The sequence below is a fragment of the Citrobacter sp. genome (assembly GCF_050252275.1).
GTDB classification, from domain to species: Bacteria; Pseudomonadota; Gammaproteobacteria; order Enterobacterales; family Enterobacteriaceae; genus Citrobacter_A; species Citrobacter_A amalonaticus.
The window spans coordinates 1-21,645 of record NZ_JBFWLF010000041.1; the positions used below are offsets into that span (position 1 = coordinate 1).

Sequence of the window (21,645 nt, forward strand, 5' to 3'; positions counted from 1 at the left end):
ACCAGGCCCAGTGCAACAACGTCGTCGGTGCTGATACCGGCATCACGAGTGAAGTTGTTGTCATCCAGCAGGTTGATTTTGTAATCAACGTAGGTGGACATGTTTTTGTTGAAGTAGTAGGTTGCGCCCACATCAACATATTTCAGCAGATCTTCATCGTCGTAGTTACGACCGTTGAGAGTCCCCAGGTTTTTACCTTTGGACTGCAGGTATGCAACGGACGGACGCAGACCGAAGTCGAACTGGTACTGAGCAACCACTTCGAAGTTCTGCGCTTTGTTTGCCCAACCTTCGCCGCCTACACGCGTTGCGTTATAGGTCTGAGTGTACTGCGCCGCCAGGTACAGGTTGTTAGCGTCGTATTTCAGGCCACCGGTGTAGGTTTCAGCGCGATCGCCGTTACCCAGGTAGATCGCTCTGTTCTGCTCATCAGTACGTTTGGAGCTGCTCACTGCCGCACCCAGACCGAAGCCTTCGCCGATGTCATAGGTTACAGAACCGCCAACGCCGTCGCCGTTCTGACGCAGCGCTTCACGACCGTTGTTAGTCACGCCGGTGTAAGCGATGCCATCAGCACCTTCACCAGACGGGCTACCGTTTTTACCCTGATACTGCAGGGCAAAGTTCAGGCCATCAACCAGACCGAAGAAATCAGCGTTACGGTAAGTCGCGAAGCCGTTACCACGCTGCTGCATGAAGTTATCAGAACCGTAGGTATCCCCACCGAATTCTGGCAGGACGTCGGTCCAGGACGTGACGTCATACACAACGCCGTAGTTACGACCGTAGTCGAAAGAACCCGCATCGCCGAATTTCAGACCGGCGAAGGCAACACGAGTCCAGGAGTTGTTTTCGGATTCAGGCGCGTTACCCTGAATCTGATACTCCCACTGGCCGTAACCGGTGATCTGATCGTTAACCTGGGTTTCGCCTTTGAAGCCGATACGCATGTAGGTCTGATCGCCATCAGCGTTTTTATCATCGGAGAAATAATGCAGACCGTCGACTTTACCGAACAGGTCTAATTTGTTGCCGTCTTTGTTGTAAATTTCAGCCGCATTTGCTGCGCCTGCTACCAGCAGTGCTGGTACCAGGAGGGACAGTACTTTAACTTTCATGTTATTAACCCTCTGTTATATGCCTTTATTTGCTTTTTTATGCCACTGCATACTGATTAACCCTCATTAACCAGTCGGCAAGTTCATTCTCCTCAAAATTGCAGAATAATCCAACACGAATATGATACTAAAACTTTTAAGATGTTTCATTTATCCACATAGATGTTTCAAAATGTAAATTCCAAGGAACTTTTTTTTTTGCTTCAAAAAGACAAAAAATAAGCACGATCACTCAAGAAATATATAAAATACATATAAAACAATTAATTACATAAATAAATTTGATAGCACTGAATGACAAAACAAAATCGTCATGCATCTCTAAAATATCTCTCGCTATCATCATTAACTTTATTTATTACCGTCATTCATTTCTGAATGTCTGTTTACCCCTATTTCAACCGGATGCGATGCGTCCGGTTTTTTTTACCCTTCTTTACACTTATTTTCTCTTTATGTGCTACCGCATAAAAATAATAACAACTATTAACTATTTACCTTCATTCAGTCACTGACTGATATCAGAAACCGATTTCTTGTTATTTCGTGCTATTTCTTCACACTTGACGGGGAATATGTGTACGCCTCTGGTGGGCCTGTACACTTTTACGCCATTTAACTGATGAATTCTTTTTGGCAAAAAATGCAGAACATCAATGAGTAGAGAGTGTGGAAATTCACACCGTACCCTTTATACTGCCCTTTCACCTTCTGCGTTGTTTTACAGGTCATAACCACGAATGAGTCAGTCTGATACAACGGCTACGTCCCGATTTTCCCTCCTGCCGGGAAGCATTACCCGTTTCTTTTTATTGCTGATCATTGTGTTGCTGGTGACGATGGGCGTGATGGTGCAAAGCGCGGTTAACGCCTGGTTGAAAGATAAAAGCTATCAAATCGTCGATATCACCCATGCAATTCATAAGCGTATCGATACCTGGCGTTACGCGACCTGGCAAATCTATGACAACATCGCCGCGACGACGAATCCGTCGAGCAGCGAAGGATTGCAGGAAACACGCCTGAAACAGGACGTTTACTATCTTGAAAAACCACGGCGAAAAACCGAAGCGCTGATCTTTGGCTCGCATGACAGCTCAACGCTGGAAATGACGCAGCGCATCTCGTCCTACCTCGACACGCTGTGGGGCGCTGAGACGGTGCCGTGGTCCATGTATTATCTCAACGGACAGGATAACAGCCTGACGCTCATCTCGACGCTGCCGTTAAAAGATCTCTCTTCGGGATTTAAAGAGTCGACCATCGGCAGCATTGTCGATTCCCGTCGGGCAGAGATGCTCCAGCAGGCCAATGCGCTGGACGAACGGGAAAGTTTCTCATCGCTGCGTCGGCTGGCATGGCAAAACGGCCACTATTTTACGCTGCGAACCACGTTTAATCAGCCGGGACACCTGGCGACCGTTGTCGCGTTTGACCTGCCCATCAACGACTTAATTCCTCCCGGCATGCCACTGGACAGCTTCCGCCTTGAGCCTGACACGACTCCAGCCAGCGCACGCAATGCAGATAAAGAATCGCCCGACAGCGTAAGCATCAGCTTTAACAGTTCGAAAATTGAAATCTCGTCGGCGCTGAACTCGACGGGAATGCGCCTGGTCTGGCAGGTGCCGTTTGGCACCCTACTGCTCGATACGCTGCAAAACATCCTGTTACCGCTATTGCTGAATATCGGGCTGCTGGCGCTCGCCCTGTTCGGCTATACCACCTTCCGCAACCAGCCGGGACGCACAACGGAAGTCGCGCCCAATACCGCAGCTAATAATGAGCTACGGATTCTGCGCGCGATTAACGAAGAGATTGTCTCCCTACTGCCGCTGGGTCTGCTGGTGCATGATCAAGAAGCGAACCGCACGGTGATGAGTAACAAAATTGCCGACCATCTGTTGCCGCATCTGAATCTGCAAAACATCACCAGCATGGCGGAACAGCATCAGGGCGTGATCCAGGCGACCGTCAATAACGAGCTGTATGAGATACGCCTGTTCCGCAGCCAGGTCGCTCCACGCACCCAGATCTTTATTATCCGCGACCAGGATCGTGAAGTGCTGGTGAACAAAAAGCTCAAACAGGCTCAGCGGTTATATGAAAAAAATCAGCAGGGCCGCGTCGCCTTTATGCAAAACATCAGCGAGACGTTGAAAGAGCCGGTCAAAACGCTGGCAGCGGAAGTTGCTCAATTGCAAACGTCTGATGCACAGCAACTGGCGAATCATGCCGATGTACTGGTCCGCATGATCGATGAAATTCAACTGGCGAACATGCTGGAAAACGACGCCTGGAAGAGTGAGCCTACCCTCTTCTCGGTTCAGGCGTTAATTGACGAAGTCGTCCCGCAAGTGCTGCCCACGATGAAGCGTAAAGGCCTGCAACTGCTCATCAACAACCATCTGAAGGCAAACGACGAACGACATGGCGATCGCAATGCACTGCGACGGATCTTACTGCTGCTGATGCAGTACGCGGTAACAACTACCCAGATTGGTAAAATCACGCTCGAGGTTGATCAGGACGAATCGGTGGCCGAGCGCCTGACGTTCCGCATTCTGGATACCGGCGAAGGCGTGACGTTAAGCGAAATTGACAACCTGCATTTCCCGTTCATCAGTGAGACGCAGAAAGACCGTTACGGTAAAGCCAATCCGCTGGCCTTTTGGTTATGCGATCAGCTGGCGCGTAAACTTGGCGGACATTTGAGCATAAAAGCGCGAGATGCGCTGGGTACACGCTATACAGTCCATGTTAAAATGACGCCGCTCGACCAGCATAAAGAAGACGAAGAGCGTCTGCTGGATGATGTCAGCGTGATGATCGACGTGACCTCTAACGAGGTGCGCAATATCGTGCTTCGCCAGTTGGAAAACTGGGGAGCGACCTGCATCACCCCGGATGAGAGACTCATAAGTCAAGAATATGATCTCTTTTTAACTGATAATCCGTCTAATCTTACTGCCTCCGGCTTGCTTTTAAGCGATGATGAGTCAGGCGTGCGGAAAATTGGCCCAGGCCAGCTTCGCGTCAACTTTAATATGAGCAACGCTATGCAGGAAGCTGTACTACAACTAATTGAAGAGCAACTGGCGCAAGAAGCGATCCCGGAATCCCCTCTGGGAGGTGATGAAAACGCCGAACTTCATGCCAGCGGTTATTACGCACTATTTGTAGACACAGTACCGGATGATGTTAAGAGGTTGTATACTGAGGCTGCAATCAGCGATTTTGCTGCGCTAGCCCAAACGGCTCACCGCCTGAAAGGCGTGTTTGCCATGCTAAATCTGGTACCCGGCAAGCAGTTATGTGAAACGCTGGAACATCTGATTCGTGAGAAAGATGCTCCAGGAATAGAAAAATACATCAGCGACATTGACACCTACGTCAAGAGCTTGCTGTAGCAAGGTAGCCTTTACATGAACAATATGAACGTAATTATTGCCGATGACCATCCGATTGTACTGTTCGGTATTCGCAAATCACTTGAGCAAATCGAGTGGGTGAATGTTGTTGGCGAATTTGAAGACTCCACAGCACTGATCAACAACCTGCCAAAATTAGATGCACACGTGTTGATTACCGATCTCTCTATGCCGGGCGATAAGTACGGCGATGGGATCACCCTGATCAAATACATCAAGCGTCATTTCCCAAGCCTGTCGATCATTGTTCTGACCATGAACAATAACCCGGCAATCCTGAGCGCGGTGCTTGATCTCGATATCGAAGGGATTGTCCTGAAACAGGGCGCGCCAACAGACCTGCCGAAAGCGCTGGCTGCGCTGCAGAAAGGCAAAAAGTTCACCCCGGAAAGCGTCTCCCGCCTGCTGGAAAAAATCAGCGCGGGCGGCTACGGTGACAAACGTCTCTCTCCGAAAGAGAGTGAAGTTCTGCGTCTGTTTGCCGAAGGTTTCCTGGTGACTGAAATCGCCAAGAAGCTGAACCGCAGTATCAAAACCATCAGCAGCCAGAAGAAATCAGCGATGATGAAACTGGGCGTTGAAAACGATATCGCACTGCTGAACTATCTCTCTTCCGTGACCCTGAGTCCGGCAGACAAAGACTGATTCTTGCAGACGTAAAAAAGCCCGGTAAGTTTCAGCGCTTACCGGGCTTTTTTATGCTCGCGTTTTCCTGACCCGCTCCGCATACACCGCCAGCGTCTGCCTGATAACGTCCAGCGTGACCGGCTTCGACAGACAACTGTCCATCCCCGACTCCAGACAGCGCTGCTTCTCTTCGGCCAAAGCGTTGGCCGTCACCCCAACTACCGGTAAAGTCAGCCCTAACTGACGTATGCGCTGTGTCAGTCGATAGCCATCCATATTCGGCATGTTTACGTCGCTCAGCACGATATCGATATGGTTTTTGCTCAGCACGTTCAGGGCATCCACGCCGTCATTGGCGGTTTTGCACTGATACCCGAGCGATCCCAGCTGATCGGCCAGCAGGCGGCGGTTAATCGGATGATCGTCAACCACCAGGATCATCATGTCATCATTGGTAGCCGCCGCTTTTTCCGGAGCCGGTAGCGCGGAAGAGAGCTCCTCATCGTCCAGCTCAATACGGTAGATCCGGGCCAGCAGCGCCGGCAGTTCATGCGGCGACGCCACGCTGTGCACCCATTCCCCCGGCCCCCTTTCCTGTGGAATACCAATGTGGCGCCGACAGAAAATCACCGCTGCCCGCCCCTGCCACGGCTGTTCCAGGGCATCGTCGGTGATCAACATGTCATCACTCGCCGGTGTCTGCCCTTCATAACGCATCACCTCAACACCGTTACGCGTCAGGCTGTTTTCGACAAACTGGCACAAAGACGCATTACGCACCGCCAACCAGCAGCGTGTTCTGGCAAGTCCATCAAGCCCTTTTTTCGCCGGATACTGCGCGCCATACAGCGGAATACGCACTGTAAACTGGCTCCCCATCCCTGGTTCAGAATCAACCGAAATGTCACCATCCATCATGCTGATCAGCTTTTCGCAAATCGCCAGTCCCAGCCCCGTTCCCTGGAAATTGCGCTGCACGCCCGTACCGACCTGGAAGAACGGATCGAATAAGCGCACCACTTCTTTTGCCGGGATCCCGACGCCGGTATCCCGCACCCGAATGCTGAGATAATCATCGTCGCGGCTGACATGCAGAACAATGCAACCAATGTCGGTGAATTTAATCGCGTTGCTCAACAGGTTAGAAATCACCTGTTGCAGGCGCATCGGATCGCCATTAAGCGAAACCGGCACATTCGGTTCGATAAAGCAGTACAGCCCGAGCTGCTTGCGCACCACCAGCGGCAGATAGTTCGCGGTAATGTGGCTCATCACCTCACGTGGCGAGAATTCACGCGGCTCAATTTTCAACTGCTCCGATTCGATTTTCGAGAAGTCGAGAATGTCACTGATGATTTTCAGCAGCAGACTGGAAGAGTTATTCATCGCCGTCACCAGGCGATCGACTCCTTTTGGCAATTCTTTGGTTTGTAGCAGATCAAGGTTACCGATAATGCCATACAGCGGCGTGCGCAGCTCGTGGCTGACGGTCGCCAGGAACATCGATTTCGACTGACTCGCCTGTTCAGCCGCCTGCGCCATCTCCTGTAACGACTCCTCCATTTTGACGCGGGCGGAAACATCCACCAGCACGCAAATCGCCACGTTTTCATTGCGATAGCGGGAATGGACGAAGCTAATCTGCAAATTGGTGTTATTGCTGGTCAGCACATCGACAAAGTTCACCTGCTGTCCACAGATGATTTGCGTCAGCCGCTGTCGATCCTCATGGGTGAGCATGTTCAGGTAGGTATGCGCCAGCTCGTTACTGAGGATGTTAATACCGTCAACGGTGCGCAGAATACAGATCCCGACCGGCGCGGACGCGACAATCTTACGGTTAAACTGCTCATGCTCTTCCAGCCGTTGGGCGTCGCTTTCCGCCGGAATAAAGATCCGTCGTTCGTACATCCGCGCGAGGGTAAACAGTGCCGCACCTACCAGCACATTCAGCAGAATGGCATTCAGAATCAGCATCCGGATCCGTTCCAGCACCAGATCGACCGGAACGGAATAGACGATGCTTAACGAAGACGGCGGCAGATTTTTCTTCAGCACCAGCTCACGAAAGCCCGGCGTATAGCCAAACCAGGAGCGTTCCTGCATCCAGCGAGGTTCCGCCTTGATGGTACTTTCCGGCCCGGTCAGCGAAATCAACGCATGCCCATTTTCATCCAGAATGGTCACGCCCATCGGCAGACTGCCCGGCGTAAAGAAGTTTTCCATTCGAATGGACTGTTCAATGCCCAACAGCGCCTGCAGGCGGTTTGCCAGATAAACCGGCGTCAGCGCGTAGAAATAGCCAATCCCTGGACGTGGTCCCTGCGCCACCCAGTAGAGATTGTTTCCGGATTCATCCTGCGGCGCGTTGCCGTACTTCATAATCCGCTCGTGCAGCGTTTTCAGCGCGTTATCGCGCTCGACGGGCATATCGCGCAGGCCGAAATTCGCCATGCAGAGATTATCGCTGCCAATGAGAAATACACGATTCAGATCGTACGCAGCGGAAAAGTTGTCACGCCAGTAGCGCATGAACCACGCCAGCGACTCCAGCGATCCGCGCCAGGCGTTGCCCATTGCCGCGCAGTCGGAATCGGCAAACAGCGGCTGAAAGGTCGGCACCTCGGTTTTATCGTCACGCGACCGCGAAGACAACACGCCGTTCTCCGCCGTCAGGCGATTCTCCGCGATGTACTTGAGCTCTTTCATCACATCCGACGTGCGCTGAATGTAGCGCTGGGCCTGATCGGAACTGAGATTAAACTCCTGGCGGATCTCTGACTCCCGCTGATGCAAGGCGTTCACAATGTAGAACACCGAAGCAAAGGCAATCAGCAGCCAAATCAACAGCGCCAACGCTCTGAACAGGTAGCGCGAGATTTTCAGGGTCGTGCGAAAGGATGCAAGGTATTTCAAAAGGGCGAAGCTCCGCCTCAGGCGATAAATGGAGTGTGGTTAAGGTAGCGGTAAATGCGCGTCGTCGCAATGCCCGCGCCTGCGTTTGCGGGAATATGATACACCGCTGAGAAACAGTTGCCGCAACCCCCGATAATTAGCGTTTGTCAGAAAATGGGTCACAGGGATGCCAGCATGCGCTTTTTGAGAGGGTTATACCCGCGACGCTTACGCAATCAGATGATCCTGATGGCGCTTCTGATGGTCATCGTGCCGACGCTGTCGATTGGTTATATCGTAGAAACCGAAGGACGGTCAGCAGTCTTATCTGAAAAAGAGAAAAAATTATCTGCCGTTATACACCTGCTCGATCAGGCGCTGGGCGATCGCTTTACCCATTTTACGGCGCTGCCGCGGGACGAACGTATTCAGGCGCTGAATGCCGAACTCGGCCCCATCACCGAGCAGATCACTCAGGCATTTCCGGGCGTCGGCGCGGGCTACTATAACAAAGCGCTGGATGCGATTGTGACCTACGCCCCTTCCGCGCTGTACCAAAATAACGTTGGCGTGACGATTGCCGCCGATCACCCCGGACGCGAAGTGATGCGCAGCAATGCCCCGGTCGTCTTTTCCGGTCGCCAGGTGCGCGGCGATATTCTTAACTCCATGATCCCCATCACCCGGGATGGCGACGTGCTGGGCTACATCTGGGCGAATGAGTTGACGGAAGATATCCAGCGTCAGGCGTGGAGGATGGACGTGCGCATCATTGCGGTGCTGGCGGCAGGTCTGCTCTGTAGCCTGCTCTTGATCGTGCTGTTTTCCCGACGCCTTGGCGCCAATATCGACATCATCACGGACGGTCTGTCGACGCTGGCGCAAAAAACGCCAGCGCAACTTCCCAATCTGCCTGGCGAACTGGGGCAAATTAGCCGCAGCGTTAACGCGCTGGCGCAAACGTTGCGTGAAACGAAAACCCTTAACGATCTGATCATTGAAAACGCCGCCGATGGGGTGATCGCAATCGACAGACAGGGCGATGTCACCACCATGAACCCTGCGGCGGAAATGATTACCGGCTATACGCTCAATGAACTGGTCGGTCGCCCCTATGCCACCCTCTTCTCCGACCCGCATTTTGCCAGTCCGGTTCTCGATACCCTGGCGCACGGGACGGAGCATCTGGCACAGGAAGTTAGCTTTCCGGCGCGCGACCGCACCATCGAACTCAGTGTCACCACCAGCCGTATTCATAACCCCAATGGTGAATTGATCGGTGCGCTGGTGATTTTTTCCGACCTGACCGCCCGCAAAGAAACGCAGCGTCGCCTGGCGCAAACCGAGAGACTTGCCACTTTGGGTGAACTGATGGCCGGGGTGGCGCATGAGGTACGTAATCCGCTCACCGCCATCCGGGGGTATGTGCAGATCATCCGTCAACAAACCAGCCTGCCTGTGCATCAGGAATATCTGTCCGTGGTACTAAAAGAAATTGATTCCATCAACAAAGTCATTCAGCAGTTGCTGGATTTCTCCCGGCCGCGACAAAGCCAGTGGCAGCAAGTGCTGCTCAATTCGCTGATCGAAGAGACGCTGATTCTGGTGCAAACCTCCGGCGTTCAGGCACGGATCACGTTCAACTTTGAACAGGATACGGGGCTGCCTGCCATCGTTGCCGATCGTGAACTGTTAAAACAGGTGATCCTCAATCTTTTGATTAATGCCGTGCAGGCCATCAACGCACGCGGTGAAATCCGCATTCGCACCTGGCAATATTCAGCCACCCAACAAGCCGTGGCGATTGAAGATAACGGCGGTGGGATTGATATCGCGCTACAGAAAAAGATTTTTGACCCCTTTTTCACCACCAAAGCCTCAGGAACAGGGCTTGGACTCGCGCTCAGCCAGCGCATTATCAATGCTCATCAGGGTGATATTCACGTCGCCAGCATGCCCGGATGTGGCGCGACGTTTACCCTTATTTTACCGATTAACCCGCAGGGAAACTTGTCAGTATGAAAACCCGCTACCGTATCCTCAGTGTGGATGACGAAGATAACGTTCGTCGCATGCTCACCACCGCCTTTTCGCTACAGGGGCATGAAACGCACTGTGCCAGCAACGGGGAGGAAGCGTTGCAGCGCTTTGCCGACGCTCCACCGGATGTGGTGCTGATGGATATCCGCATGCCGGAAATGAACGGGATCGACGCCCTGAAAGTCATGCGCACTCAGCAGCCGCGTATCCCCGTGATCCTGATGACCGCTTACGCCGAAGTCGAAACCGCCGTCGAAGCGTTACGCAGCGGGGCGTTTGATTACGTGATCAAACCTTTCGATCTCGATGAACTGAATTTACTGATCCAACGCGCCCTGCAACTGCAGGCGATGAAACAGGAGATCCGCAGCCTGCATCAGGCGCTGAGCACCAGCTGGCAGTGGGGACATATCCTGACCAACAGTCCGCGGATGATGGATATCTGCAAAGATACGGCGAAAATTGCCCTGTCGCAGGCCAACGTTCTGATCAGTGGTGAAAGCGGTACCGGCAAGGAGTTGATTGCGCGCGCTATTCACTACAATTCGCGCCGGGCAAACGGTCCGTTTATCAAAATCAACTGCGCCGCGTTGCCGGAGTCGCTGCTGGAAAGCGAGTTGTTCGGTCATGAAAAAGGGGCCTTCACCGGCGCACAAACTCAGCGTCAGGGACTGTTTGAACGCGCTCATCAGGGAACGCTGCTACTCGATGAAATTGGTGAAATGCCGCTGGTGCTCCAGGCTAAATTACTGCGCATTCTGCAGGAACGGGAATTCGAACGCGTGGGCGGACACCAGACGATTCAGGTGGATATCCGCATCGTCGCTGCCACCAACCGCGATCTCCATGCGATGGTGAAAGAAGGCGCTTTCCGTGAAGACCTGTTCTATCGTCTGAATGTGATTCATCTGCAACTTCCCCCGCTGCGCGAACGACGGGAAGACATTGCGCTGCTGGCTAACCACTTCCTGCAGAAATTCAGTTCGGAAAATCAGCGCGACATTATTGAGATCGATCCGGCGGCCATGTCAATGCTTACCACCTGGCCCTGGCCCGGAAACATCCGCGAACTTTCAAACGTCATTGAGCGGGCGGTGGTGATGAATACCGGCGCCGTCATTTTTGCAGAAGATCTGCCTGCCCCGCTCCGCCAGCCGGTGGGTGGTGGCAGCGAGATAAAGGCCACACAGCCCGGTGAACGCAATCTGAAAGAAGAGATTAAACGCGAAGAGAAGCGGATCATTATCGAGGTACTTGAACAGCATGAAGGAAACCGCACCCGCGCCGCCCTGATGTTAGGCATCAGTCGACGTGCCCTGATGTATAAATTGCAGGAATACGGTATCGATACGGCAGGCTTGTAGAACCAGAATCTGCTATGCAGAATTTTGCACAGTGCGCAAAATTCTGCATAGCATCCGCACTAAGATCACACAACACCCCCATGAATATTTAATTATATTCAACAGGTTAACTAATATCCCTGTCCGTTAGCCATTCTGGCATCCCGCTTGCTATTCCCTTTGTGTACCCAAAATGGAGTATGCAAAAGGGAAACATAATGAAAACAAAACTGATTACCTTACAGAACGCTGCCGGATTCTTTCGTGACGGCATGACCATCATGGTTGGTGGTTTTATGGGGGTCGGGACCCCGCCCCGCCTTGTCGAAGCCTTACTTGAATCCGGCGTCAGAGACCTGACACTGATCGCCAACGATACCGCCTTTGTCGATACCGGCATCGGCCCGCTGATCGTCAATGGCCGGGTGAACAAAGTCATTGCGTCCCATATCGGCACTAACCCGGAAACCGGGCGTCGGATGATTGCCAAAGAGATGGACGTTCTGCTGGTGCCGCAGGGTACGCTGATTGAACAGATCCGCTGCGGCGGTGCTGGACTCGGCGGCTTCCTGACCCCAACCGGCGTCGGCACGATTGTGGAAGATGGCAAACAAACCCTGACGCTTGACGGCAAAACCTGGCTACTGGAGCGACCGTTGCGTGCCGACCTGGCACTCATCCGCGCGCACCGTGCCGACCCACTCGGCAACCTGACCTACCAACTCAGCGCCCGCAACTTCAACCCGCTTATTGCCCTCGCCGCCGATATCACCCTGGTGGAACCTGACGAACTCGTTGAGACAGGCGATCTGTTGCCTGACCAGATAGTCACCCCCGGCGCCGTTATCGACCATATCGTCATGCCACAGGAGAGCAAATAATGGATGCTAAACAACGTATTGCGCGCCGTGTGGCGCAAGAACTTCGCGATGGTGATGTTGTGAATTTAGGCATTGGCCTGCCGACGATGGTCGCCAACTATCTGCCGGATGACATTCATATCACCCTGCAATCAGAGAACGGATTTCTCGGACTGGGACCGGTCACCACCGCGCATCCCGATCTGGTGAACGCCGGTGGTCAACCCTGCGGAATATTACCGGGGGCGGCGATGTTCGATAGCGCGATGTCATTCGCACTGATTCGTGGCGGCCACGTCGATGCCTGCGTACTGGGCGGATTGCAGGTTGATGAACAGGCTAACCTCGCGAACTGGGTCGTGCCCGGCAAAATGGTCCCTGGGATGGGCGGCGCGATGGATCTGGTAACCGGAGCGCGCAAAGTGATTATCGCGATGGAACACTGCGCGAAAGACGGCTCAGCGAAAATCCTTCGTCACTGCACCATGCCACTGACGGCCCAGCATGCGGTGCATATGCTGGTTACCGAACTCGCCGTGTTCCGCTTTATCGACGGCAAAATGTGGCTGACGGAAATCGTCGACGGATGCGACCTCGATACTCTGCGAGCAAAAACAGAAGCGCAGTTTGACATTGCCGCCGATCTGGTCGTTCAGCGAGGTGAAGCATGATCGGCCGTATCTCGCGTTTCATGACGCGCTTCGTCAGTCGCTGGCTGCCCGATCCCCTGATTTTCGCCATGCTGCTGACGCTGTTGACGTTCGGCATCGCGCTGTGGCTGACGCCGCAAACGCCGATCAGTATGGTGCGTTTCTGGGGGGATGGCTTCTGGAATCTGCTGGCCTTCGGGATGCAGATGGCGTTGATCATCGTGACAGGTCACGCGCTGGCCAGTTCCGGTCCGGTGAAAAACCTGCTGCGTACTGCCGCGTCTGCCGCAAAAACGCCCGCGCAGGGCGTAATGCTGGTGACCTTCTTTGGCTCCGTCGCTTGCGTCATTAACTGGGGCTTCGGTCTGGTAGTGGGAGCGATGTTTGCCCGTGAAGTTGCCCGTCGCGTGCCGGGATCCGATTATCCGCTGCTGATTGCCTGCGCTTATATCGGTTTTCTGACCTGGGGCGGCGGCTTCTCAGGCTCGATGCCCCTGCTGGCGGCAACGCCGGGTAACCCGGTGGAACACATTGCGGGCTTGATTCCGGTCAGCGACACCCTGTTTACCGGTTTCAACATCTTCATCACTCTCGGTCTGATTGTGGTCATGCCGTTTATCACCCGCATGATGACGCCAAAACCGTCGGATGTTGTCAGCGTCGATCCGAAACTGTTGATGGAAGAGCCTGATTTCCAGAAGACCTTGCCAGCAGATGCACCTCCGTCCGAAAAACTGGAAGAGAGCCGAATCCTGGCGCTGATCATTGGGGCATTAGGCATCGCTTATCTCGGGATCTACTTCGCCGAGAAAGGGTTCAACATCACCATCAACACCGTCAATCTGATGTTTATGATTGCCGGTCTGCTGCTGCACAAAACGCCGATGGCCTATATGCGCGCCATTAGTGCCGCTGCGCGCAGCACCGCCGGTATCCTGGTGCAGTTCCCGTTCTATGCCGGTATCCAGTTGATGATGGAGCACTCCGGTCTCGGAGGACTCATCACCGAGTTCTTCATCAACGTCGCCAATAAAGACACCTTCCCGGTCATGACCTTCTTCAGCTCTGCGCTGATCAACTTTGCCGTGCCGTCAGGTGGTGGTCACTGGGTTATTCAGGGACCGTTCGTCATGCCAGCCGCGCAAGCGCTAGGGGCCGATCTGGGTAAATCCGTGATGGCGATTGCCTACGGCGAGCAGTGGATGAACATGGCGCAACCCTTCTGGGCGCTTCCCGCACTGGCCATCGCCGGGTTGGGGGTTCGCGACATCATGGGGTACTGCATCACCGCCCTGCTTTTCTCCGGTGTCATTTTTGTTGTCGGTCTGACCTTTTTCTGACGGCAGCGACTCACTTTTAAGGAACAGAAGATGAAAAATTGTGTCATCGTCAGCGCAGTACGTACCGCCATCGGCAGCTTCAACGGCGCGCTGGCCACCACCAGTGCCATCGAACTTGGCGCGACTGTGATTAGCGCCGCGCTGGAACGCGCGCAACTCGACCCGCAACGAGTGGATGAAGTGATCATGGGCAACGTGTTGCAGGCCGGTCTGGGACAAAACCCGGCGCGCCAGGCGCTGTTAAAAAGCGGCCTTAGCGAAACCGTCTGCGGGTTTACCGTCAACAAAGTCTGCGGTTCAGGGCTCAAAAGCGTCGCACTGGCCGCCCAGGCAATTCAGGCCGGTCAGGCACAGGCGCTGGTTGCTGGCGGCATGGAAAACATGAGTCTCGCCCCCTATCTGCTGGATGCGAAAGCCCGCTGGGGTTATCGCCTCGGCGACGGCCAGTTATCGGATGTGATTCTGCGTGACGGTCTGCTCTGTGCCACCCATGGTTATCACATGGGAATCACCGCCGAAAACGTCGCCCGTGAATACGGTATCAGCCGCGACATGCAGGATGAGCTCGCACTGCTCTCCCAGCAAAAAGCGGTCGCCGCCATCCATTCTGGCGCCTTTGAGGCCGAAATTGTGCCGGTCAGCGTCACGTCGCGTAAAAAAACCATTGTCTTTGACCGCGACGAATTCCCCAAGGCTGACTCAACAGCAGAAGGTCTTGCGGCACTGCGTCCGGCGTTTGATAAGGCCGGCACCGTCACCGCTGGCAACGCCTCTGGGATCAACGACGGCGCGGCCGCGCTGGTGGTCATGGAAGAATCTGCCGCACTGGCGGCAGGACTGAAACCGCTGGCACGCATTAAGACATATGCCAGCGGCGGCGTCGCGCCAGCGCTGATGGGGATGGGGCCGGTACCCGCCACGCAGAAAGCCCTGAAACAATGCGGATTGCAGCTTTCCGATATCGATCTGATTGAAGCCAATGAGGCGTTTGCCGCGCAGTTCCTTGCCGTCGGCAAGACGCTGGGCTTCGACCCACAAAAGGTGAACGTGAACGGTGGCGCGATTGCGCTTGGGCATCCGATCGGTGCCAGCGGCGCGCGGATCCTGGTGACATTGCTGCATGCGCTTTCCGCCAGGGATAAGACGCTGGGTCTGGCAACGCTGTGCATCGGCGGCGGTCAGGGTATTGCAATGATTGTGGAAAGGATGAATTAATCCCTGGGGTCCACTGGTTAGACACTAAATCCTTCGAGTCGCAGGACAACATGCAGCAGGCATTTTGGACAACGCTTGCGCTGGCTTAAAGGGACGAGGCTCATGGACGAGCCGGATCGCTCCGTCGCCAACACAGAGGCTGCTTGAAGGATAAAGTGTATCTGTCATAATAAACAAAACCGAGGGACCTCAATGAACATTATCGAACAACTTCAGTTACTGGTAAAAACAGGTACGCACGCTGAGCAAACAATTAGCCGTTACATTCTGGCTACATTATCGGGCGCGGAAAAACTGACGTCGACGGCAATTTCAAAAAAGACACAAACCAGCCAACCCTCCATTGTTCGCTTTGCGCAATCTCTCGGTTATACCGGCTTTACTTCATTTAAATATGATTTAATTAAGTGTCTGCGCAGCGAACCTGAGGCACTGCTTCCGGCCCAGGCAACGAAAAACAATGTTATTCTTGGCGAGTTTATTAATAATAATAACCCTGCGGCCCTTAATACTTTCTTTGAAATTATTAATTCCAGCCGTAACCTCTATTTCTGTCATCCGCGAGAACTGAGTTCATTACTCAGCAATATCATTCAGGATTATAGTGATATTGGCAAAGTCTGCATTCCCGTAGAGTACCAGAATGCCCATTCATTGCTGACAAACACCTTGACGGATTGTGATTCCGTGATCCTGCTTCCTGGACTCAAAGATGAGCCGGATAATCAACTCATTACCTTGATTCGTGAGCATGAGGCCGCCTCACTGGCAGTCGCCTGCCATCAGAGCGGCGCGACGCTTGCCGATGTAACCTTATATACGCCTCAGTCCAGCGTCAGCCCCCTCAGTTTCGCCGCACTGAAAATGTCTTTACACACGCTTTTTTTCCACGCGCTGCAATATTGCTATCTGAATATGAATAATGAAAAGGCGCCTCATAAACGATGATCATCGACCGGGTTGAGGGGGAATAACGAACCCTGCCTTAATCAAAGAAATTAAAGCCAGAAAAGCGGTTTATGAGGCGTAAACCATCGATGATTTATAACTGCACAATACGTCCTGTCGATAACGAATGATGCACGGCTTCACATATTAACGTCGCCTGCAACCCATCATCAGCGGTTGCCAGATAAGGGGTATCAAATAATATGTGCTCAACAAAATCATGTATTGGCTGAATCCCATAGCCACTGGCTTTATTATTAACGTAATTAATAAAATTATAATTTGGCGTTGCACTGCGCTGAGGGGTGAACATTTCATATCCCCGCAACTGCGCGTCGGCGCGATAATAGTTATTCTCGGTAATAACAAAACTACGACCATCGTTTGCTTTGGGGAATGAAGGTGGTAAGCACCACCCCACTTCAACGGTCCATTGCGCGCCATTATCAAAGGTGACAAACGACTGAATGGTATCCCAGGAATCAACGCCTTCCGCCACCAGCTTCTTCTTCTGCCCTATCGCATAGACGCTCACCGCATTGGCACCGTTCATATAATATCTAATCAAATCAAAACAATGCGTTCCGAGAAAATGAACGGGAGAACTCTCATTCGCCCATGACAGCCAGTTTTTCGGCACGTCGATAATATCGTCCATGCTCATATAGCCACGCAGGACCTGACCGGTTTCGGGTTTCAACAGCTCATGGTGAATATGCTGTGCCATCCCGTCCCAACGCTTGTGGTAATCAACGCCAATCTTCACTCCTTGTTGCTGCGCACAGCGGATGATTTCCCGACATTCCGCTGACGTTGTCGCCATCGGTTTCTCAATCAGCACATGTTTGCCCGCCCTGATGGCTTCAATCGTGGCATCAAAGTGGAACGGATCCGGCGTCGCGATTGATATCAGATCAACGTCCGTCGCGGCAAACAACTCTGCCAGCGAGGCATAACCAGGCACCTGAAACTCCGCCGCAACGTTGGCGCGGATGTCCGGATTGATCTCGCAAAACCCCACCAGGTTCACCCACGGATTATAGTGATACGCATTGATATGATGTTTGCCATAAATACCGGCCCCCACCACCGCGGCATTGATTTTGTTCATTACACATTTCCTCAGTTAAACAAGCCAAACGAAAACAGATAACCGATGGCCACCGCCAGAGGCGCGGTAATCATCCGTGACAGCAAGAAAGAGGGCACGCCAAGACGAATGGTCTTCTCTTTCGCCTCCTGCATGGAAAGCCCAACGGGAATGAAATCGGCACCGACCTGGACGTTAATCGCGAACAGCGCCGGCAACGCCATCAGCGGTGAAACCACCCCGCTACCGATTAGCGTTCCTACCAGCACACCAACGACCTGCGCAATCGCCGCGCCAGGAGCCAGAATGGGAGAGATGAAGGGCAGACCACAAATAATCGCAATCACAAACAGACCGGTTAACGATCCGGCAAGCGGCGACAGCGCATTCCCGGTCCACTGACCAATCGCGGTCTCCTGAACCAGAGCGATCAGAACCGAGATAAAGGCCATAAAAGGGATCACGTTTTTAATACACAGCTCGACCGATTCACGCGCCGAGGAGTAGAGCAGGCTGACAAAGTTACCGATTCCCGTCGCAAAACGCGTCATCAACTCCAGCGCGGTGTTGGTCACGGAACCTCGTGGTTTTGCCTCCACGCGTTCGTGAGCCACGGCACAGGCATGGTCTGCCGGGAGAGGCTCACTGAGCTCAACGTTTTCCTCCCCGGTTACCGGTTGATTAATGGTTTCAATCAGCGAAAGCGATTCAAGACTGACATCAGAGATGTAAATATCTTCGGTGATATATTTCGCCAGCGGCCCCATCGCACCGGTAGGGAGTACGTTGATTGTCTTGATTCTTTTCTGCGGATAAATGCCGCAGCGCAGTGAACCGCCACAGTTGATAACCACACATAGGATTTTCTTATCATCCGGCATGGCGTCAAAGCCGTTAACCACGGTCATTTCCAGCATTTCACCCAGTTTTTTCGCGACCGGATCAATGGTTTTGCCGGTAAGCGACAGGATGACCATGCGGGTATCGCGAGATAAATACATGTCATCGCCAATCCCTGAATGACCTTTTTTAATCAGTACGGTTTTCATTGGTTTTCCTCATTATTGTCAATGGGCCAATCAATTCATTTACGGATGGAGAACAATGACTGTTAACGTGTAATGAACCATAGGCTATTGGCTTTTCAGCCCCGTCAAATACCACTGTCACATGACCTAACTCGCATAAATTTTGCCATGCGGCCTCTCCCCAGCAGGTTATATTCCAGGTCTGATTATTAATCTGCAGAACATAATCCATTGTTTTTTGTAATGGGGTAACATCACAAACAATATTCTTAATGACCAGGACATAATCGAGATAATCTTCCGGAGCATGGTCATTAAAGGTAATCAACATGCCATTAAGCAGTCCCTCTTCCACTTTTCTTCCAGCTTTTACGACGTCAGCCGAAAATAGTACTTTCATTGTTTTCCCTTATTCCTGATTAAGTTCGCGTTTCTCCAGCCGGGTGAAGATATATTCCGTCAGAAAACCACGGATAAAACCGAGTAGAATACCCGCAGCGATATAGCGTAATGCCAGGTCGGCAACCGGTAGATCGAGTCGCGTCAGGCCAGCGGCGACGCCCAGCCAGATAAAGAGTTCAGATGGCACAATGTGTGGGAACAGAGAGGTCAGCGGGTGTACGGTGCTGCCCAGCGCATCCTGATAAGCGGGTTTACAACGTTCGGGCAGAAATTTACCCATCGTCAGCGCACCCGGACTGCTAAGAAAGAACCAGGCAAAACTCGGCAAAATTCCATAGGTTAATATTTTTGACTTCCCCATCAGGGTGGCGACTTTTTCCATTCGCTGTTGGCCAATTAATTTCATAATAAAATTAACGGTCAAAATTAAGGTTATCAGCATCGGAATGGTACTGACGATCATCCCGGAGAATATCTTACCTGCGCTCTGGAAAAGATGGATAAAACCTTCTGCTATTTCAACTATCATAGTTAACTCCCAACGTGTAGGTATAAGTATATTCATCCGTCAGAAGTGTATTGACAGATGAAGGCAGCCAACGCTTTTGTCTTTAAGAATTCAGATAATATTATTTAATAATTTTTCAGTTCTCCTGCCAGTAAGGGCTCGTAAATATCGCGGTTTGGTAACAGGAAAGTTAACGGTAAATGGCTGAACAAACAGTGAGCACCTTCACAGAGTTATAATTATTCATTTAATTTTGTATTTTTATACATGAAAAGCAAAATCACCGGACAGGACATTTTGACAAAGGGAAATGGTGAATTCAGGACGTAAAAAAGGGAGGCAGCGCCTCCCTTTTGTGCAGTCGTTAAACTCGCCGATTACTCGTCAGCGTCATCGGCGACATCGTCGTCGGTTTCCGCTTCCGGGGCGATATCATCGTCCCCTTCCGCCGCGCTACCGTCGATGGAGTCGAGTTCTTCGTCATCCACCGGCTCAGCCACACGCTGCAGACCCACCACGTTTTCATCTTCCGCTGTACGGATGAGGATCACGCCCTGAGTATTACGCCCTACCACGCTGATTTCCGACACGCGAGTACGCACCAGCGTACCGGCATCGGTAATCATCATGATCTGGTCGCAATCATCAACCTGCACCGCACCAACAACAGAACCGTTGCGCTCGGTCACTTTGATAGAGATAACGCCCTGCGTCGCACGGGACTTGGTCGGATACTCTTCCGCCGCCGTACGCTTACCGTAACCATTTTGCGTCACGGTCAGGATCGCGCCTTCACCACGTGGAATAATCAGGGAGACGACTTTGTCTTCGCCCGCCAGCTTGATGCCTCGTACGCCAGTCGCAGTACGGCCCATCGCACGGACGGCGTCCTCTTTAAAGCGCACCACTTTGCCCGCGGCCGAGAACAGCATGACTTCGTCAGAACCGGAGGTCAGATCCACACCAATCAGTTCGTCGCCATCGTTCAGGTTCACCGCAATGATACCGGCAGAACGCGGGCGGCTGAATTCGGTCAGCGCGGTTTTCTTCACCGTACCGCTGGCAGTCGCCATAAAGACGTTCACGCCCTCTTCGTACTCACGAACCGGCAGGATAGCGGTAATACGTTCGTCGGCTTCCAGCGGCAGCAGGTTGACGATCGGACGGCCACGCGCACCACGGCTCGCTTCTGGCAGTTGATAAACCTTCATCCAGTACAGACGGCCCCGGCTGGAGAAGCAGAGGATCGTGTCATGGGTGTTGGCCACCAGCAGACGGTCAATAAAGTCTTCTTCTTTAATACGTGCAGCCGATTTGCCTTTCCCACCACGACGTTGTGCTTCGTAGTCGGTCAGCGGCTGATACTTCACGTAGCCCTGGTGAGACAGGGTCACAACCACATCTTCCTGGTTGATCAGATCTTCGATATTGATATCAGCGCTATTCGCGGTGATTTCGGTACGACGCTCATCGCCAAACTGATCGCGGATCAGCTCCAGCTCTTCGCGAATCACTTCCATCAGGCGATCGGCGCTGCCCAGAATGTGCAGCAGTTCCGCGATCTGTTCCAGCAGCTCTTTGTATTCATCGAGCAGTTTTTCATGCTCAAGGCCGGTCAGTTTCTGCAGACGCAGATCCAGAATCGCCTGGGCCTGCTGTTCTGTCAGGTAGTACTGACCGTCACGCACGCCGAATTCTGGCTCCAGCCATTCCGGACGCGCAGCGTCGTCACCGGCACGTTCCAGCATCGCAGCCACGTTGCCCAGATCCCACGGACGTGCGATCAATGCGGCTTTCGCTTCCGACGGGGTCGGCGCACGACGAATCAGCTCAATGATCGGGTCGATGTTCGCCAGCGCAATCGCCAGTGCTTCAAGGATATGCGCACGATCGCGGGCTTTACGCAGTTCGAAAATGGTACGGCGGGTCACCACTTCACGGCGGTGGCGCACAAACGCTGAAATGATGTCTTTCAGGTTCATGATCTTCGGCTGACCATGGTGCAGTGCCACCATGTTGATACCGAAAGAGACCTGCAGTTGAGTCTGGGAGTAGAGGTTGTTCAGTACCACTTCCCCGACCGCGTCGCGCTTAACTTCAATCACGATGCGCATACCGTCTTTGTCAGACTCATCACGCAGCGCGCTGAT

The 21,645-nt window shown here is 52.9% G+C and carries 16 protein-coding genes; 9 read left to right on the forward strand and 7 right to left on the reverse strand.

Annotation, left to right across the window (positions count from 1 at the left end; all coding sequences use genetic code 11):
* A partial coding sequence (locus tag AB7E14_RS05515; protein ID WP_428169392.1) for a porin OmpC occupies window positions 1–1,118 on the reverse strand: 1,118 nt, incomplete at its 3' end.
* Window positions 1,119–1,858: 740 nt separating this feature from the next.
* On the opposite strand from AB7E14_RS05515, the gene rcsD reads away from it, so the two are divergent.
* Together rcsD and rcsB are read left to right on the forward strand one after the other, a co-directional pair.
* Complete coding sequence (rcsD, locus tag AB7E14_RS05520) at window positions 1,859–4,528, forward strand: phosphotransferase RcsD (RefSeq protein ID WP_428169393.1); 2,670 nt, start codon at window positions 1,859–1,861, stop codon at window positions 4,526–4,528.
* 15 nt (window positions 4,529–4,543) lie between these two features.
* Window positions 4,544–5,194, forward strand: a complete 651-nt coding sequence (gene rcsB / locus AB7E14_RS05525; protein ID WP_001061917.1) for a response regulator transcription factor RcsB — start codon at window positions 4,544–4,546, stop codon at window positions 5,192–5,194.
* A 51-nt stretch (window positions 5,195–5,245) separates the two neighbouring features.
* Here the strand turns inward: rcsB and rcsC are convergent, their stop codons facing one another.
* The gene (gene rcsC / locus AB7E14_RS05530) at window positions 5,246–8,092 is read right to left on the reverse strand and encodes a two-component system sensor histidine kinase RcsC (protein WP_316962489.1); all 2,847 of its coding nucleotides are present in this window, start codon (window positions 8,090–8,092) and stop codon (window positions 5,246–5,248) included.
* A gap of 174 nt (window positions 8,093–8,266) precedes the next feature.
* Here rcsC and atoS point away from each other — a divergent pair, with 174 nt between their 5' ends.
* From atoS to AB7E14_RS05565, 7 genes are all read left to right on the forward strand, one after another.
* A complete protein-coding gene (atoS, locus tag AB7E14_RS05535; protein WP_316962488.1) occupies window positions 8,267–10,093 on the forward strand; it encodes a two-component system sensor histidine kinase AtoS in 1,827 nt (608 codons plus the stop codon).
* Complete coding sequence (atoC, locus tag AB7E14_RS05540; protein ID WP_428169394.1) at window positions 10,090–11,475, forward strand: acetoacetate metabolism transcriptional regulator AtoC; 1,386 nt, start codon at window positions 10,090–10,092, stop codon at window positions 11,473–11,475. The genes atoS and atoC overlap by 4 nt, the downstream gene beginning before the upstream one ends.
* A 197-nt stretch (window positions 11,476–11,672) precedes the next feature.
* Entirely contained in the window at window positions 11,673–12,335 is a 663-nt protein-coding gene (gene atoD / locus AB7E14_RS05545; protein WP_222167985.1) for an acetate CoA-transferase subunit alpha, read from the forward strand.
* A complete protein-coding gene (locus tag AB7E14_RS05550; protein WP_043000063.1) occupies window positions 12,335–12,985 on the forward strand; it encodes a 3-oxoacid CoA-transferase subunit B in 651 nt (216 codons plus the stop codon). The genes atoD and AB7E14_RS05550 overlap by 1 nt, the downstream gene beginning before the upstream one ends.
* Window positions 12,982–14,304 carry a TIGR00366 family protein gene (locus tag AB7E14_RS05555; protein ID WP_043000062.1) on the forward strand — a complete coding sequence of 441 codons (1,323 nt, stop codon included), beginning with the start codon at window positions 12,982–12,984 and terminating at the stop codon, window positions 14,302–14,304. Before AB7E14_RS05550 ends, AB7E14_RS05555 begins: the two co-directional genes overlap by 4 nt.
* A gap of 30 nt (window positions 14,305–14,334) precedes the next feature.
* Window positions 14,335–15,519 (forward strand): acetyl-CoA C-acetyltransferase, encoded by a 1,185-nt coding sequence (locus AB7E14_RS05560; protein ID WP_216081293.1) that lies wholly within the window; start codon window positions 14,335–14,337, stop codon window positions 15,517–15,519.
* A gap of 192 nt (window positions 15,520–15,711) precedes the next feature.
* Window positions 15,712–16,467: a MurR/RpiR family transcriptional regulator gene (locus AB7E14_RS05565; protein ID WP_043000060.1), complete on the forward strand. Its 756-nt coding sequence runs from the start codon at window positions 15,712–15,714 to the stop codon at window positions 16,465–16,467.
* Window positions 16,468–16,561: 94 nt separating this feature from the next.
* On the opposite strand, the gene AB7E14_RS05570 is transcribed toward AB7E14_RS05565, so the two are convergent.
* The 5 genes from AB7E14_RS05570 to AB7E14_RS05590 all read right to left on the reverse strand — a co-directional run.
* Complete coding sequence (locus AB7E14_RS05570; protein ID WP_044258571.1) at window positions 16,562–17,578, reverse strand: Gfo/Idh/MocA family protein; 1,017 nt, start codon at window positions 17,576–17,578, stop codon at window positions 16,562–16,564.
* Between the two features lie 11 nt (window positions 17,579–17,589).
* Window positions 17,590–18,606, reverse strand: a complete 1,017-nt coding sequence (gene srlE / locus AB7E14_RS05575; protein ID WP_044327576.1) for a PTS glucitol/sorbitol transporter subunit IIB — start codon at window positions 18,604–18,606, stop codon at window positions 17,590–17,592.
* Complete coding sequence (locus tag AB7E14_RS05580; RefSeq protein WP_043000058.1) at window positions 18,587–18,985, reverse strand: PTS glucitol/sorbitol transporter subunit IIA; 399 nt, start codon at window positions 18,983–18,985, stop codon at window positions 18,587–18,589. Before AB7E14_RS05580 ends, srlE begins: the two co-directional genes overlap by 20 nt.
* Window positions 18,986–18,994: 9 nt before the next feature.
* Window positions 18,995–19,516 carry a PTS glucitol/sorbitol transporter subunit IIC gene (srlA, locus tag AB7E14_RS05585; protein ID WP_042317872.1) on the reverse strand — a complete coding sequence of 174 codons (522 nt, stop codon included), beginning with the start codon at window positions 19,514–19,516 and terminating at the stop codon, window positions 18,995–18,997.
* A 356-nt stretch (window positions 19,517–19,872) separates the two neighbouring features.
* Window positions 19,873–21,645: DNA gyrase C-terminal beta-propeller domain-containing protein (locus AB7E14_RS05590; RefSeq protein WP_428169395.1), on the reverse strand; the 1,773-nt coding region annotated here is incomplete at its 5' end.

Excerpts from the sequence above, each read along its gene's own strand:
- atoD (WP_222167985.1), top strand. The coding sequence starts at position 11,673 with ATGAAAACAAAACTGATTACCTTACAGAACGCTGCCGGATTCTTTCGT.
- AB7E14_RS05580 (WP_043000058.1), bottom strand. The coding sequence starts at position 18,985 with ATGAAAGTACTATTTTCGGCTGACGTCGTAAAAGCTGGAAGAAAAGTG.
- atoC (WP_428169394.1), top strand. The coding sequence starts at position 10,090 with ATGAAAACCCGCTACCGTATCCTCAGTGTGGATGACGAAGATAACGTT.
- AB7E14_RS05565 (WP_043000060.1), top strand. The coding sequence starts at position 15,712 with ATGAACATTATCGAACAACTTCAGTTACTGGTAAAAACAGGTACGCAC.
- AB7E14_RS05555 (WP_043000062.1), top strand. The coding sequence starts at position 12,982 with ATGATCGGCCGTATCTCGCGTTTCATGACGCGCTTCGTCAGTCGCTGG.
- atoS (WP_316962488.1), top strand. The coding sequence starts at position 8,267 with ATGCGCTTTTTGAGAGGGTTATACCCGCGACGCTTACGCAATCAGATG.
- srlA (WP_042317872.1), bottom strand. The coding sequence starts at position 19,516 with ATGATAGTTGAAATAGCAGAAGGTTTTATCCATCTTTTCCAGAGCGCA.
- AB7E14_RS05550 (WP_043000063.1), top strand. The coding sequence starts at position 12,335 with ATGGATGCTAAACAACGTATTGCGCGCCGTGTGGCGCAAGAACTTCGC.
- AB7E14_RS05570 (WP_044258571.1), bottom strand. The coding sequence starts at position 17,578 with ATGAACAAAATCAATGCCGCGGTGGTGGGGGCCGGTATTTATGGCAAA.
- rcsB (WP_001061917.1), top strand. The coding sequence starts at position 4,544 with ATGAACAATATGAACGTAATTATTGCCGATGACCATCCGATTGTACTG.
- AB7E14_RS05560 (WP_216081293.1), top strand. The coding sequence starts at position 14,335 with ATGAAAAATTGTGTCATCGTCAGCGCAGTACGTACCGCCATCGGCAGC.
- rcsD (WP_428169393.1), top strand. The coding sequence starts at position 1,859 with ATGAGTCAGTCTGATACAACGGCTACGTCCCGATTTTCCCTCCTGCCG.
- srlE (WP_044327576.1), bottom strand. The coding sequence starts at position 18,606 with ATGAAAACCGTACTGATTAAAAAAGGTCATTCAGGGATTGGCGATGAC.